Genomic DNA, 14,394 nt, shown 5'->3' with positions numbered 1-14,394 from the left:
ACGTTGTTTCAGCTGTTCGCCGAACTTAGGCGCCCGTTGGCCGAGGTTCAAGTCGGGGCATGACCTGGAGGTGCTGACTCGTTCGAGTCATGCGCCGCGGTCACCAGCGCGTCACGCGCTCAGGACGGCAGCTTCCCCAGAGCCCGCAGTTCAGCCACTGTCACCAGCCCGCCCGCGGAGAGCGCGTCGTCGGGCAAACGCGCCTGCCCCAGCCGCGTGTCCGGCGCCAGCACGTCCAGCCGCTCCCGCAGCGTGGGCGTGTCGTCGCTGTCGATCTGCACGACGCAGAGTTGCGCATCGCCCGGCGCGCCGCTCCAGCCGATCAGGTCGGCGGCGTCCAGCCCCACGATCAGTTGCGCCGCCAACGGCGGCAGCGAGGCCGGCGGCCCCGCGATCACGTGCACGACGACCTCCGAGCCGTCCCGCATCGCGAGTTTGACCGTCTGGTCGAGCCGCTCCCGCAGCGCCGCCGGGGAGAGCGGCTCCGGCGCCGGCACCTGCGGTTGGCCGGTGAGCTGGCACAGCATCACGTCGAGCTCCTCGGCCTTGTCGAAGAAGCCGTTCGCGCCGGCCGCCAGCACGGCCGCGCGGTAGGCGTCGGTCTGGTGCGACAGCACATGCACCTGCCCCGCGTAGCCCTGCTTGCGCAGCGCCTTCAGCACCGCCAGGCCGGAGCCGCCGTGGGCGAGCGACAGGTCCAGCAGCACGGCGTCCGGCCGCAGGTGGCCGATCAGCGTGAGGGCCGTGGTCTCGTCGGCCGCCTCGCCGACCACCCGCAGCCCGGGCACCGACGCCAGCCGCTGCAGCAGTTGCCGGCGGATGGTCAACGAGTCCTCGACGAGGACCAGGGTCATGGGAATCGCTGTCGCTTGCATCGTGATCTCGTGTCTCCCTCGGCACAGGTGCTGGCCGTGGTCATTCGTCCAGCGGATCGAGGTCGCCCCAGCTCGTGCGGCTGATCGCGCGCTTGACCTCGTCCATGAAGTGTCCCTGAGGCTGGGACGGCCCGCGGGCGCCCGGCGCCCCCGGTGCGCCCGGTGCGCCCGGTGCCGGCGTCGGCCCCGCGCCGTCGACGGCCGGATCGCGGACGGCGGTCGCGCGCTGCACGTGGCGGTTCAGCAGCTCGCGGTCGCGCGTCGTCAGCTGCGAGGCCGCCACGACGATCACCGGGATCGCCGCCGTCAACGGGTCGCGCTGCAGCGCCTCGACGACGCCGATGCCGTCGACCTCGGTCATCAGCAGGTCCAGCACGATCAGGTCGGGCACGTGGCGGCGCGCGAGCTCGATGCCTTCCTTGCCGCCGGTCGCGCGCAGCACCGAGAAGCCCGGCTGCGACAGGTGCGCGCTGAGCGATTGCAGGTCCCCCGGCGCGTCGCTGATCGCCAGCACCAGGAACTTGCGCGTGGCCGTCGGCTTGAAGCCGAGCATCTCCAGCTCCTTGCTCAGCGCCTTGCGCGAGACCGGCTTGTGCAGCACCGCCGACGCGCCGAGCGACAAGGCCACCTCCTGCCCCGCGTCGACCGACACCACCACCACCGGGATGTGCGCCCAGCCCGGCAGGTTCTTCAGGCGCGACAGCAGCTCCCAACCGTCCAGCCCGCCCGGCAGGTTGACCTCCAGCGTGATCAGGTCGGGCCGCAGCTGCGGCGCGAGCTCCAAGGCCGCCTCCGCGGAGGCCACGTGGCGCACGCGGAAGCCCGCCGCGTTCAGCTGCGTCTGCATCAGCGCCGCGGCCGGCGCGTTGTGCTCGATCACCAGCGCCAGCGGGCGCGCGCCGGGCTCGTCCGGCAGGATGACGTCGGGCACCACCGGATCGCGCCACGGCAGCCAGCAGGTGAAGCAGCTGCCCTTGTCCGGCGCGCTGCTCACGGCCACCGCGCCGCCGTGCAGCTGCACCAGGCGCGCCACCGTCGCCAGTCCCAGGCCGGTGCCCTCGACCTTGTGCGTCAGCACGTTGCGGACCTGGTTGAAGGGCTGGAAGAGCTTGTCCAGCCCCTCCGGCGGGATGCCGATGCCGTTGTCGGTGACGCTGATCTGGATGAACTCGCCGTACTCGCTGTCCGGCAGTTCCGAGCGTCGCCCGTCCGGGAAGCCCGGCAGCGCCTCACGGGCGCGGAGCCGCGTCACGCGGCGCGCCTCGAGCCGGATGTTCCCGCCCTTGGGCGTGAACTTCGCGGCGTTGGACAGCAGGTTGTAGATGATCTGCCGCAGCCGGCGGCGGTCGACGCACAGCCGTTGGTTGCCGCCGACGCCGAAGAAGTCCATCTGGATGCGGTTCAGCCGCGCGCGCTCCTGGACGATGGTCAGCGCGTCGCGCAGCAGCTCGTCGAGGTCGACCGGCTCGATGTCCAGGTCGACCCGGCCGGCCTCGATCTTGGCCATGTCCAGCAGGTCGTTGACCAGCGACAGCAGATGCTGCCCCGCGTTGTGGATGTGGTTGCAGAACTCGGACTGGCGATCGCTGACCGGTCCCGCCGCGCCGTCGCGCATCAGCTGCGCGAAGCCGATGACGGCGTTCAACGGCGTGCGCAGCTCGTGCGACATGGTCGACAGGAAGGCGGTCTTGGCGCTGCTGGCGCGGCTGAGTTCGGCGTTGAGCTGCTCCAGCGCGTCGTTGCGCTGCTGCAGCACGGCCAGCAGCTCGGCGCGGCTGTCGGCCAGGTCCCGCGCGGCGCGCGCCTCGGCGGCCTCCATCGCGCTGCTGTGCAGCTCGGCGTGGACGCGGCGGGCCTCGTCCTCGAACTGCTTGCGACGCAACTGCGCGCGCAGCCGGGCCTTGAGCAGCTCGACCTCGCCGTTGGCCTTGACGACGTAGTCGTCGGCGCCGGCCTCGAGCCCGGCCAGCATCGAGGCCCGCCCCTCGAAGGCCGTCAGCAGCACCACCGGGATGTCGCGCAGGGCCGGCGCGGCCTTGATGCGCCGGCAGGTCTCCAGTCCGCCGATGCCCGGCATCTGCACGTCGAGCAGCACGGCATCCACCGGTTGCACCGCCAGCAGCTCCAACGCCAGCTCGCCGGTGCCGGCGGCGATCACGTCGTAACCGTCGTCGCGCAGCGTGGCGCCCAGCTCCGCCAGCACGTTGGCGCTGTCGTCGACCAGCAGCAGGCGCTTGGGACCGGACAGGCTCGCGCCCTGTTCGGGCACGCTGGACTTGGCGCTGCGCAGCATCGCGGCGACGCGCGCCAGGATCAGGTCCACGTCGTCCTGCTTGCGCGCGAACGCGTCGGCACCGGCCTCCAGCGCGCGCAGCTCCGCTTCCGGGCCTTCGTCCGCGGTCAGCAGCAGGCAGGGCGTGTGGCGCAGCGCCGGGTCCAGCCGCAGCCGGCGGATCACCGCGGCGCCGTCGATGCCCGGCATGTGCTGGTCCACGATCACCGCGTTGGGCCGCAGCGCCGCGGCCTGGCGCAGGCCTTCCTCGCCGTGAGCGGCCATGTGGATGTCGTAGCCTTGCGGTTCCAGCGCGTCGCACAGCGCCTCCCGGAAGGTCTCGCTGTCGTCGATCAGCAGCACCGTGGCGACATGCGGGTCCGGCGTCGCCACGCGGGCCTGCCGCTGGCGCACCAGCTCGCGGGCGCGGTCGACGACGTAGGTGCGGTCGTAGGGCTTGCCGACGTACTCGTCCGCGCCGTGCGCGATGCCGCGCAGCCGGTCGCCGGCCTGCGAGGCGTTGGACAGGATCAGCACGATGCAGTCGGCGCCGCCGCGCGGCGTGGCGCGCAGCTCGGCCAGCCAGCTGCCGCCGTCGCCGTCGGGCAGCTGGTTGTCCAGCAGGACCAGCGCGGGCATGCCGTCGGCCAGGGCGGCCCGGGCCTGCGCCAGCGTCGCGCATTCGACGCAGTCGAAGCCGGCGTCCTCGAGCGCCTCCCGCAGGTCCATCCGGACCGTCAGGCTGTCTTCGACGATGAGGGTTCTCTTGTTCATGTGTGGGCCCCTCCCCAGGCCATGCCGCTCAAGCCCATCAGGGCGGGTCCGATGTCGGCCAGCGTCAGCACGCGCTCGGCGGCGCCCAGCTGGGCGGCCTCGCGCGGCATGCCGTAGACCATCGAACTGGCTTCATCCTGCGCCAGCGTCGCGCCGCCGGCGCGGCGGATCGCGAGCAGGCCTTGCGCCCCGTCGCGTCCCATGCCGGTCAGCAGTGCCGCCGCGACGCCCGGACCGCTCTCCGCGGCCAGGGATTCGAAAAGCTCGTCCACCGACGGCCGGCACGAATGGCGCGGCGGCGTGTGAGTGAGCTCGAGTTGTCCGCCGCGCACGACCAGGTGCACGTCCGGCGGCGCCAGGACCACCTGGCCGGCCAGGTCGCGCAGGCGCTCGCCGCCGTGGGCGTAGCGCACGCGGTGCGGCGTCTGCGCGTCCAGCCATTCGGCGAAGCCGCGGCTGAAGACGGCGTTGATGTGCATCACGATCAGCACCGGCAGCGGCGCGGGCGCGGGCAGCGCCTGCAGCACCTTCATCAGCGCGCCCGGACCGCCGGTGGACGCGCCCAGCGCCAGCACCGCGCGACGCGGCATCGGCGGCGGCGCCGGGACGCGCGCGGCGGGCCGGCCGCCGATGCGCGCGCGCACATGCGTGATGACGCGGATCCGCGCCACCAGCCGCAGCAGCGTGACGTAGCGCTGTTCCCATTCGCCCTCGGGCTGGCCGGCGCTGGGTTTCTCCAGCACCTCGACGGCGCCGGCGGCCAGCGCCTCGTAGGTGCGCAGCAGTTCGCCGCGGTTGGTCGAGGACGAGACGATCAGGATGGGCGTCGGGCAGTGGGCCATGATGGCTTCCGTCGCCGCCTGGCCGTCCATGCCCGGCAGCATCATGTCCATCGAGACGACGTCCGGACGCAGCTGCTGGCACAGCGCCACGGCCCGCGCGCCGTCGTGGGCTTCCCCGACGACCTCGATGTCGCGCTGCGCGGCCAGGACCTCGCGGATATGCGCCATCACGGTGATCGAGTCCTCGACCACCAGCACCCGCAGCGTCTTCGTCGACGGCGGCGCGCTGCCGCCCAGACCGCCGATGCCGCCGGTGCCGCCGCCCACGCCGCCGGTGCTTCCGATGCCGCTGCTCATGCCGCCGCTCCCTGGCGCGCCGCGCCGCCGGCGGCCGCGTCCGCCGAGCGCGCGACCAGGCGCGCGACCTGCGCGAGGAATTCGTTCTGCGCGAACTCGCCCTTGACGATGTAGCCGTCCGCGCCGACGGCCTTGCCGCGCGCGAGGTCCTCCGGCGCGTTGCGCGAGGTGACCAGCACCGCCGGGATGTCGCGCAGCGCCGCGTCGCCGCGGATGCGCGACATGAATTCGAAACCGTCCATGCCCGGCATCTCCACGTCGCACAGGATCAGCGCATAACGCTCGCGCTTCGCGGCCTCCAGGCCGTCCTCGGCGGAGGCGGCCATGTGCACGCGGTAGCCGGCGGCCTCGAGGATGCTCTGCTCCAGCATGCGCGTGGTGAGCGAGTCGTCGATGACCAGGATCGTGCCGGTCCGGGCCGGCGCCGCGACCGGGCGGGGCCGCGCCTGGCGCGCCGCGGCGATCAGGCCTTCGGGCGCGAGCACCGGGACCGGCTGCCGCGCCGCGTCCAGCGCCAGGCCGGAGATCAGCGGCGAGGGCGGCAGCAAGGCCGGCGGGGGCCGCAGCACGACGCTGGTCACGCCGTCGAGCGAATCCACGCCCAGCACCGCGCGCTGACCGCCGGCGCGCAGCACCAGCGCCGAACGCGGCGGCGGGGCCGCGACGCCGGGGCGCAGCGCCTCGGCCAGGGAGAGATGGGGGAGCAGCTCGTCGCCGACGGCCACATGCGAGCCGTTCAGTTCGGGTCGCTGCAGCACGCATTCGACGGCTTCCAGCGGGACCCAGGCCGACACGGTGCCGGCGCACAGCCGGATCGCGCGCAGGGCGGCCAACTGCAGCGGGACGCAGAGCTCGACCGTCGTGCCTTCGCCGCGCCGGCTGCGCAGCGTCAAGCGGCCGCCGAGCCGGTCCGCCGTGTCGCGCACCAGGTCCATGCCGACGCCGCGCCCGGCCAGGGCGTCGACGCGCCGCGCCGTGCTCAGGCCGCCGCGCAGCAGGCGTTCGATGAGGGCCGCGTCATCCAGCCGCGCCGCGCCGGGCACGCCCTTGTCGACGGCGGTGCGGCGCACGGCGTCGAGATCCAGACCGGCGCCGTCGTCCGAGCAGCAGAACAGGACCTCGCGACCGCGACGCTCGATGCGCAGTTCGATGAGGCCTTGCGGCGGCTTGCCGGCGGCGATGCGCTCGGCCGGCGATTCGATGCCGTGCGCCACGGCGTTGCGGACCATCTGCACCAGCGCGCCGGAGAGGGCGTTCAGCAGCGCGGCCTCGAGCTTCACGTCGCCGCCGTGGCCGGTCAGCCGCGCCTGCTTGTCCTGCGAGCGTGCGGCATCGCGCGCCGCCCGCTGCAGCGGCGCGAACAGCTGCGACGCCGGCAGCAGCCGCAGCTGCTCGGCGCTGTCGCGCAGGGCGACGAGCTCGCGCGCGAGCTGGCGCGCGCCGCGCTCGATCTGGTCCTCGATGCGCGCCAGCGGGCCGGCCAGCGTCTCCTGCTGACCTTCCAGCGCGCCGCGCAGCTCGCGCAGCAGCACGCCGGCGCGCTCCAGCGGCGCGAGGTGACCCTGCGTGCGCGCGATGTCGGCCAGCAGGCCGTCGACCTCCTCGGGCATCAGCTGCGGAATCGTCAGCATCGCGCCGACGGGATCGTCGACCGGATCGGGACGGGATGCCGTCGCGGAGAGCAGGCCGACCGCATCGGCCTGCGGGCTGGCAGCGGCGGCGCCCGTCGTGCCGGAACCTCCCGCCGCGTCGGCCTGGCCCGCGCGCGTCGCAGCGGGCGCGAGGCCGCCCGCCGGCGAGGACGCAGACGCCGGCGATCCCGCGCCTGCCGCCGGCGCCGGCGTGTCAAGCGCCGTGATCGACGCCTGCGTCGCGTCGATCAGCGTCAGCAGCGCGTCGAGCTCGGCCCGGCCCGGCGCGTCGCCGGTGTCGCGCAGCGGCGTCAGCAGGTCCTCGATCGCATGCGCCTGCGCCGCGATGGCGGGCAGGCGCACCACGCTCGCGGCACCCTTGAGCGTGTGGGACAGCCGCAGCAGCCGGGGCGGCAGGTCGGGCGCGGGCGCCTGCTCGGCGGCGAGCACGGCCTCGCTCATCTGCCGCAGCAGATCGCGGGCTTCGACGCGGAAGAAGCGGTAGGGGTCCTTGGCCACGGGGGTGTCTCGATCAGGTCGCCGGTCAGGTCGTTGGTCAGGTCATCGATCAGGTGGGCTGCGACTGCACCAGGCGCAGCAGGTCGCGCGACATCTCCGCCAGCTCGGTGGCGGTCTGCGAGGTCTGGCCGGAACTCGCCTCGGTCTCGCGCGACGCCTGCGCCGTGTTGGACAGCGCGACGTTCAACTGCTCGACCGCGGTCGCCTGCTGCTTGGTGGAGAGCTCGATCTCGCGCGCGGCGTCGGTGGTCGTGACGACCTGGCCGGCGATCTTGGCGAAGCTCGCGGCGACGTCGTCGAACTGGCGCGCGCCCGCGTCCACCGCCTTGGAGCCGGTCTCGGTCGCCATCACGGTGGTGTTGACCGCGCCGCGCACGTCGTCGATCTGGAGCCGGATCTCCTTGGTCGACGCCGTCATGCGGTCGGCGAGCTTGCGGATCTCGTCCGCCACGACGCTGAAGCGCCGGCCGGCGTCGCCGGCCACGGTCGCCTCGATCGTCGCGTTGATCGCCAGGATGTTGGTCTGCTCGGCCAGCTCGCCGACCAGGTCCAGCACCACGCCGATCTGCTGCGACTTGCGGCCCAGGTCCAGCATGTGGTCGACGACGAGGTCGATCTGCCGCCGCATCGCGGCGATGCTTTCGCGCGCGGACTGCAGCGTGCCGTCGCCGCTGCGGGCCAGGCCGGCCGTCTGTTCCGCGATGACCACCACGCGCTGCGCGCTGTCGGCGATCTGGCGCGAGGTCGCCAGCAGCTCGGAGATGGTGGTCGAGATCTCGGTCATCGAGGTCGCCGTTTCGCGCGCGCCCGCGGCCTGCTGGTTCGCCGCGGCCTGCAGCTCCGCCGACGATCGCTGCACATGCTTCACCGCCGTGCCGACCTGCCCGCTCAGCGCGCGGCTCAGCGTCAGCGCCGCGATCAGCACCAGCAGCGCGCCCGCCACCGTGCCCCAGATGATCGCCGCCCGCACCGTGGCGGCGGTGGACTCGACCTCCCGCGCGCGCTCGCGCAGCACCTCGTTCTCTTCCTCCTCCATCTGGCCGACGACCGCGCGCAGCTCATCCATGCGGCGCTTGCCCTCGCCCAGCGCCACCGTCTTCAAGCTGGTGTCCAGGCCGCTGGCGCGCCGCGTCTCGATGCGGTCCTTGTGCAGTTGCATGAGCCCGTCGATCATCGTGACGGCCTGGTTGAACCGGGTCTGCTGCGCGGGACTGTCGCGGAGCATCGGCTTGAGTTCCGCCAGCACGCGCGGCACGTTGGCGAGGGCGCTGCGATAGGGCTCGAGGTAAGGATCCTCGCCGGTCAGCAGGTAACCGCGCTGCGCCGTCTCGGCATCTTTCATGTAGCTCATCAGCGCGCCGATGTGGCCCACCGCCGCATGCGTGCGGGCGACCTGGTAGCTGGTCTGCGTCATGACGTCGACGCCGCGGTAGGCCAGGATCCCGATGAGCAGCAGCAGCGCGAAGGACAGCGCGAAGCCCACCGACAGCTTTCTTCCGAAGGTCCACATGGCACGGGTCTCCCTGTCATCGTCCGGCGGTGCCGGCGCTGGTTGTTGTCGTGAAGGCGGTCGTGGACGTCGACGTCGATGTCGATGTCGATGTCGATGTCGATGTCGATGTCGAGGCCTCGTGCTCGGCGCCGACCCGCGCGTTGGCCGTGACGGCGGCGATCAGGCCGTCGAGCTCGATCAGCGGGCGCAGCGCGCCGCCGCAACGCACGGCCCAGCCGGTGCCGGCGGTGTCGTTCTGCTGCAGCCGGTCGCCGGCGGCGAGCCGCCACTGGCCGTCGAATCCCTCGAAGGCCAGCGCGAGCGGCGCCGCGCGCGCGATCGCCCACCAGCGCACGTCGCCCGCGGGGCCGCGGCCGATCAGCGCCTGCAGGTCGTACAGCGGCAAGACCTGACCCTGATGACCCGCGAGTCCGAGCAGCCCGGGGGCGGCGGCGGGATACGGGGCGGCGGGCATGGCGGGTGTCAGTCCGGCCAGGTCGGCCAAGTTCAGGGCGAACGGGTCGCCGGCAATCCGTATGCCCAGCACGTCGAGGACCGCCTCGTCGTCGGCCTGGCGGCGGGGCTCGCCGAACGAGCGGTCGAAGGACTCGCGCCATTCGGCCAGCAGCTCGCGGGACGCTTGCGTCATGCGCGGGTCTCCTGCATCTCGTCGCGGCACAGGCGCCGCAGGTCGTCGCGGTCGAAGCCGCCGCCGAAGCGGCGCAGCCGCCCGGTCGATTCGTCGGCCAGCAGTTCGAGCGCCCGGGCCAGCTCGCGGCGCGCGGCGACGACCTCGCCGCGGCGGCGGGCGAGCAGGCCCAGCCGCAGGTGGGGCAGCGCGAAGGACGCGTCCTTGGCGGCGGCGCGCTGGTGGTGCCACTCGGCGGCGGGCAACTGGCCGCGTTCTTCCATGGCCAGCCCGTGCAGGTACAGCCCCTCGGCCTGCAGCGCCGCCGGGGTGCCGGGCGAGACCAGCCGCGCGCAGGCGCGCAGGCCGTCCTCCACCTGGCCGGATTCGATCAGTTGCAGCGCTTCGTCGAGCAGGGCCTGGTCGGCGGCGTCATCCCGGCCGGGGACGCCCGACAGCGTCTGCGCGACGGCAGCGTCCGAGGCCCGTTCAGAACCCGCAAGGGGGGCCAGGGAGGCCGGGCCGTCGGCGGTGGCGGCGACGGGCCGCTGCGCGGGTGCCGCCGTCGCCGACCATGCGAGGGGCCAGGCGCCGGCGTTCCCGGGCGTCTCGCGCCGGTAGAAGAAGCAGCCGTGCGCCTGTCGCAGCACCAGGCCGGCCTCCTGCGCCACGTCCTTGCCGCGCAAGGTCTCTGCGTGGCCCAGGAAGAGCGTGCCGCCCGGCGCCAGCGCGCCGGTCAGATTGCGGATCGCCTGGTGCAGGGCGCGGGGCTCGAAGTAGATCAGCACGTTGCGGCAGAAGATGATGTCGAAACTGCCGGGCGCCCAGAACATCGCATCCGGCAGCCCGAGGTGACGCTGCGCGAAGCGCACGCGCTCGCGGATCGCCGGCAGCGGCGTCCACATGCCGGGATCGGCGCGGTGGAACCAGAGGTCGCGCTGCTCCTGCGGCGTCGCGCGCAGGCTCCACTCGCCGTAGCGGGCCGCCGCGGCGCGCGCCAGCGCGGCCGGGTTCAGGTCCACCGCGAGCACGTCCCAATCGATGCCTTGGGCCTGCAGGCCGGCGCGGTGCAGGGTGATCGCGAGGGTGTAGGCCTCCTCGCCGCTGGCGCAGCCGGCGGACAACGCACGTAGCCGCCTGCCAGGGCCGCCGACCTGCCCGCCTGACTGCCCGCCTGACTGCCCTCCAGATGGCCGACCGGGTTGTCCACCGACGCTTCCCGACGCGCCGTGCGCAGACGCCGACATCCCGCGCACCATCGATGGCAGCAGGTCGAAGCGCAGCGCGTCGAACTGCTCGGCATGCCGGAAGAAGAAGGTCTCGCCGACGGTCAGCTCCACCGCCAGCGCGTCGAGCCGCGCCCGTGTCGGCGCGAGCTCCATCTGGTCGAGGAAGCGCTCCGGGCCGACCGGCCCCGCGACGCGCGCGAGCGCCGCGGTGAGGCGGTCGTCCTGGCGGTCGTCGAAGTGCAGCCCGAGCCGGGCGGCGAGCAGGGCCCGCAGCCGCGGCAGCAACGGAGGGAAGTCGACGGCGGCGGGCGCGGCGCGCGTCATGAGCCGGCTCCCGCGCGAGGCGGCGATGTCGCTCCGCCGGACCCTGCGGCCCGTCCGGTCTGTTCCATGGCGGCGCCGAGGGCGTCGGGGAGCGAGGACGGCGAGGCCGGCGAGGACAGCGAGGACAGCGTCTCGGCCGGCAGCAGGCGGGCTTGATCGAGCACGGCGATCAGGTCGTCGTCGCGTTCCGCCAGCGCGGCGATGGCGCCGTGCGCGCGATCGCGCAGCAGCGGGGGCAGGTCGCGCACGGTGCCGGCGGGCAGGGCCTGCAGGCCGAGGACCTCGGTCACGGCCAGCGCGACGCGGCGCTCGCCGGCGCGCACGACGACGTAGCGGCGGGGCGCGACGGGCTCGAGGCCCAGCAGGCCGGTCAGGTCGACGACGGGCACCCAGTCGCCGCGGATGCGCGCCAGGCCCTGGACGTGGACCGGCGGCGACGCCAGCGGCCGCAGCGGCTGCGGACGCAAGGTCTCCTCGACGGCATCCAGCGGCAGGCCGCACAACCGGGACTGGACCCTGCACACCAGAACCCGGAACACCCCCATCGCGCCATTCGATGGCTTGTGCATTCTTCTGGCTCCCTGTTTGTGCCAGTCTATGCCGGCATCCGGCGGGCCCGCGCTGGCGAAGGTCACTTCGGCGCCGCCGCCCCGCAGGAGACCCAGCGTCGCAGAGAAGGCGGCGCCCACGGGTGCGGGTAAACCCGTGGCTGGTTTTTAGGCCGGCATCACTAAAAAAGGGTGGTCAAGGATTGCGTTTCCGGCCCGGAACTGCTCAAAATAGAACGATCGTTCGTTTTATTATTCCGGGCACCGTGTCCACCTCTTCCTTCACCTCCGCCAAGCCAGTGGCCGCCAAGCCGATCGCCTCGTCGCGCAGCGGCTCGCGCTCGCTGCACAAGGGCGCGCAGACCCGTGCCGCGATCCTCGACGCGGCGCTGGGCCTGGCCTCGCACATGGGGCTGGAGGGGCTGTCCATCGGCGCGCTCGCCGATGTGACGAAGATGAGCAAGTCCGGTGTCTTCGCCCATTTCGGCTCGCGCGAGGAACTGCAGATCGCCGTGGTGCGCGAGTACCACGCCAAGTTCGAGGAAGAAGTCTTCTACACCGCGATCCGCCAGCCGCGCGGCCTGCCGCGCCTGCGCGCGCTGTTCGAGCGCTGGGTGCACCGGACCTCGGTCGAGGTCGACTCGGGCTGCATCTACATCAGCGGCGCCGTCGAATTCGACGACCGGCCGGGCCTCGTGCGCGACGCGCTGGTCGGCATGGTGCGCGACTGGCATGCCGCGATCCGCAAGGCCATCCTGCTGGCGCAGGAGGTCGGCCACCTCGCGCCGGACGCCGATCCGGACCAGGTCCTCTTCGAGATGCACGGCCTGATCCTGTCCTTGCATCACGACGCGCGTTTCCTGCGCAGCGACGGCGCGCTGGCCCGGGCCCGCACGGGCCTGGAGCGCATCCTCGACAGCTTCGCCACGCCGGCCGGCCGCAAGGCCGACGCCGAGACGCGGCAGACGCCGCCCCAATCCGCCACCGCCACCGCCACTTCCGGCGTCACCGGGGCCGCGGCCCCGGGCCGCAAGCGCGCCTGAGCGGGGCGAGTCCCTTCCGATCCTTTCACAGAACCATTCCTCAGGAGAGCCCCCATGCCCCAGTACAACCCGCCCCTGCGCGACATGCAGTTCGTGCTGCACGAACTGCTGCACGCGGTCGACGAGCTGAAACTGCTGCCCGCGCATGCCGAGATCGACGAGGACACCATCAACGCGGTGCTGGAAGAGGGCGGCAAGTTCGCCTCGGAAGTCCTGACCCCGATCAACCTGTCGGGCGACCAGGAAGGCTGCACGCTGGACAAGGCCACGCACGAGGTCAAGGCGCCCAAGGGCTTCAAGGAAGCCTACGCGCAGTACGTCGAAGGCGGCTGGCCCGCGCTGTCGTGCGATCCGGAGTTCGGCGGCCAGGGCCTGCCGGTCCTGCTGAACCAGTTCATGTACGAGATGATGAACTCGGCCAACCAGGCCTGGACGATGTACCCGGGCCTGAGCCACGGCGCGTATGAGGCGCTGCACGCGCACGGCACGCCCGAGCAGAAGGCCACCTACCTGCCCAAGCTGACCTCGGGCGTGTGGACCGGCACGATGTGCCTGACCGAACCGCATTGCGGCACCGACCTGGGCCTGCTGCGCGCCAAGGCCGAGCCGCAGGCGGACGGCACCTACAAGATCACCGGCCAGAAGATCTTCATCTCCGCCGGCGAGCACGACCTGGCCGAGAACATCATCCACCTGGTGCTGGCGCGCCTGCCGGACGCGCCGCAAGGCTCCAAGGGCATCTCGCTGTTCGTCGTGCCCAAGTTCAACGTCAAGGCCGACGGCGCGCTGGGCGAGCGCAACCCGGTCTACTGCGGCGGCCTGGAACACAAGATGGGCATCCACGGCAACGCCACGGCGCAGATCGTGCTGGACGGCGCCGTCGGCACGCTGGTCGGCCAGCCGCACAAGGGCCTGCAGGCGATGTTCGTGATGATGAACGCCGCCCGCCTGGGCGTCGGCAACCAGTCGCTGGGCCTGACCGAAGTGGCATACCAGAACGCCGTCGTCTACGCCAAGGACCGCATCCAGATGCGCGCCCTGTCGGGCCCGAAGTCGCCGGACAAGCCGGCCGATCCGATCATCGTCCACCCCGACGTCCGCAAGATGCTGCTGACCGCGCGCGCCTATGCCGAAGGCGGCCGCGCCCTGTCGGCCTACACCGCGCTGCAGCTGGACAAGGCGCTGGCCAGCGACGACGCGGACGAGGCCAAGGCCTGCGAGGACGAGGTCGCCCTGCTGACGCCCATCATCAAGGCCTTCATCTCGGACAACGCCTGGATCGCGACCTCGCACTGCATGCAGGTCTTCGGCGGCCACGGCTACATCCACGAGTGGGGCATGGAGCAGTTCGTGCGCGACTCGCGCATCAACATGACCTACGAAGGCACGAACACCGTGCAGTCGCTGGACCTGCTGGGCCGCAAGATCCTGGGCAACAACGGCGCGACGCTGAAGAAGTTCGGCAAGAAGATCGCCGAGTTCGTCGAGGAAGAGGGCACCAGCGAGGCGATGCAGGAGTTCATCAACCCGCTGGCCGACATCGGCGACAAGGTCACCAAGCTGACCACCGAGATCGGCATGAAGGCCTTCCAGAACCCCGATGAAGTCGGCGCCGCCGCGGTGGACTACCTGCGCGTCGTGGGTCACCTGTGCTTCGCCTACATGTGGGCGCGCATGGCCAAGCTGGCGCTGGAGAAGAAGGACAGCGGCGATCCGTTCTACACCGCCAAGCTGGCGACGGCGCGCTTCTACTTCGCCAAGCTGCTGCCCGAGACCGCGAGCCTGATCCGCACCGCCCGCGCCGGCCTGAACCCGCTGATGGAAATGGACGAGGCGCTGTTCTAAACCGACAGCGTCTCGGGCGCCCCCTCGAGCGGGGCGCCCGCGTTCCCCCTTCCAGCGTTCAAAGACAAAAAACGG

General features: G+C 72.4%; 10 protein-coding genes. 2 read left to right on the top strand and 8 right to left on the bottom strand.

Translation table 11 applies throughout. From position 1 onward, the window contains the following. Nucleotides 1-119: 119 nt before the first annotated feature. The 8 genes from AC07O8_RS14630 to AC07O8_RS14595 all read right to left on the bottom strand — a co-directional run bounded on the left by AC07O8_RS14630 (nt 120) and on the right by AC07O8_RS14595 (nt 11,452). Nucleotides 120-854, bottom strand: a complete 735-nt coding sequence (locus AC07O8_RS14630; RefSeq protein ID WP_495048725.1) for a response regulator — start codon at nt 852-854, stop codon at nt 120-122. Between the two features lie 61 nt (nt 855-915). Then, nucleotides 916-3,921, bottom strand: a complete 3,006-nt coding sequence (locus AC07O8_RS14625; RefSeq protein ID WP_495048724.1) for a response regulator — start codon at nt 3,919-3,921, stop codon at nt 916-918. Beyond that, nucleotides 3,918-5,060: a chemotaxis-specific protein-glutamate methyltransferase CheB gene (cheB, locus tag AC07O8_RS14620; protein WP_495048723.1), complete on the bottom strand. Its 1,143-nt coding sequence runs from the start codon at nt 5,058-5,060 to the stop codon at nt 3,918-3,920. Before cheB ends, AC07O8_RS14625 begins: the two co-directional genes overlap by 4 nt. After that, on the bottom strand, nt 5,057-7,210 hold the full coding sequence (locus tag AC07O8_RS14615; protein ID WP_495048722.1) for a hybrid sensor histidine kinase/response regulator: 2,154 nt from the start codon (nt 7,208-7,210) through the stop codon (nt 5,057-5,059). Before AC07O8_RS14615 ends, cheB begins: the two co-directional genes overlap by 4 nt. Nucleotides 7,211-7,259: 49 nt before the next feature. Then, the gene (locus AC07O8_RS14610; protein WP_495048721.1) at nt 7,260-8,720 is read right to left on the bottom strand and encodes a CHASE3 domain-containing protein; all 1,461 of its coding nucleotides are present in this window, start codon (nt 8,718-8,720) and stop codon (nt 7,260-7,262) included. Nucleotides 8,721-8,736: 16 nt separating this feature from the next. Beyond that, nucleotides 8,737-9,351: a chemotaxis protein CheW gene (locus tag AC07O8_RS14605; protein ID WP_495048720.1), complete on the bottom strand. Its 615-nt coding sequence runs from the start codon at nt 9,349-9,351 to the stop codon at nt 8,737-8,739. Then, a complete protein-coding gene (locus AC07O8_RS14600; RefSeq protein ID WP_495048719.1) occupies nt 9,348-10,883 on the bottom strand; it encodes a CheR family methyltransferase in 1,536 nt (511 codons plus the stop codon). The genes AC07O8_RS14605 and AC07O8_RS14600 overlap by 4 nt, the downstream gene beginning before the upstream one ends. Beyond that, nucleotides 10,880-11,452 (bottom strand): chemotaxis protein CheW, encoded by a 573-nt coding sequence (locus AC07O8_RS14595; protein ID WP_495048718.1) that lies wholly within the window; start codon nt 11,450-11,452, stop codon nt 10,880-10,882. Before AC07O8_RS14595 ends, AC07O8_RS14600 begins: the two co-directional genes overlap by 4 nt. Nucleotides 11,453-11,697: 245 nt before the next feature. Between AC07O8_RS14595 and AC07O8_RS14590 the strand changes: the two genes are divergently transcribed. Together AC07O8_RS14590 and AC07O8_RS14585 are read left to right on the top strand one after the other, a co-directional pair. Beyond that, nucleotides 11,698-12,474 (top strand): TetR/AcrR family transcriptional regulator, encoded by a 777-nt coding sequence (locus AC07O8_RS14590; RefSeq protein ID WP_495048717.1) that lies wholly within the window; start codon nt 11,698-11,700, stop codon nt 12,472-12,474. Between the two features lie 54 nt (nt 12,475-12,528). Continuing rightward, a complete protein-coding gene (locus AC07O8_RS14585; protein ID WP_495048716.1) occupies nt 12,529-14,319 on the top strand; it encodes an acyl-CoA dehydrogenase C-terminal domain-containing protein in 1,791 nt (596 codons plus the stop codon). Nucleotides 14,320-14,394 lie beyond the last annotated feature (75 nt).

The sequence above is a fragment of the Roseateles sp. GW821-FHT09G09 genome (assembly GCF_059415965.1).
The sequence above is the reverse complement of the archived record's forward strand: the minus strand, read 5'-3'. Positions and strand labels throughout refer to the sequence as shown.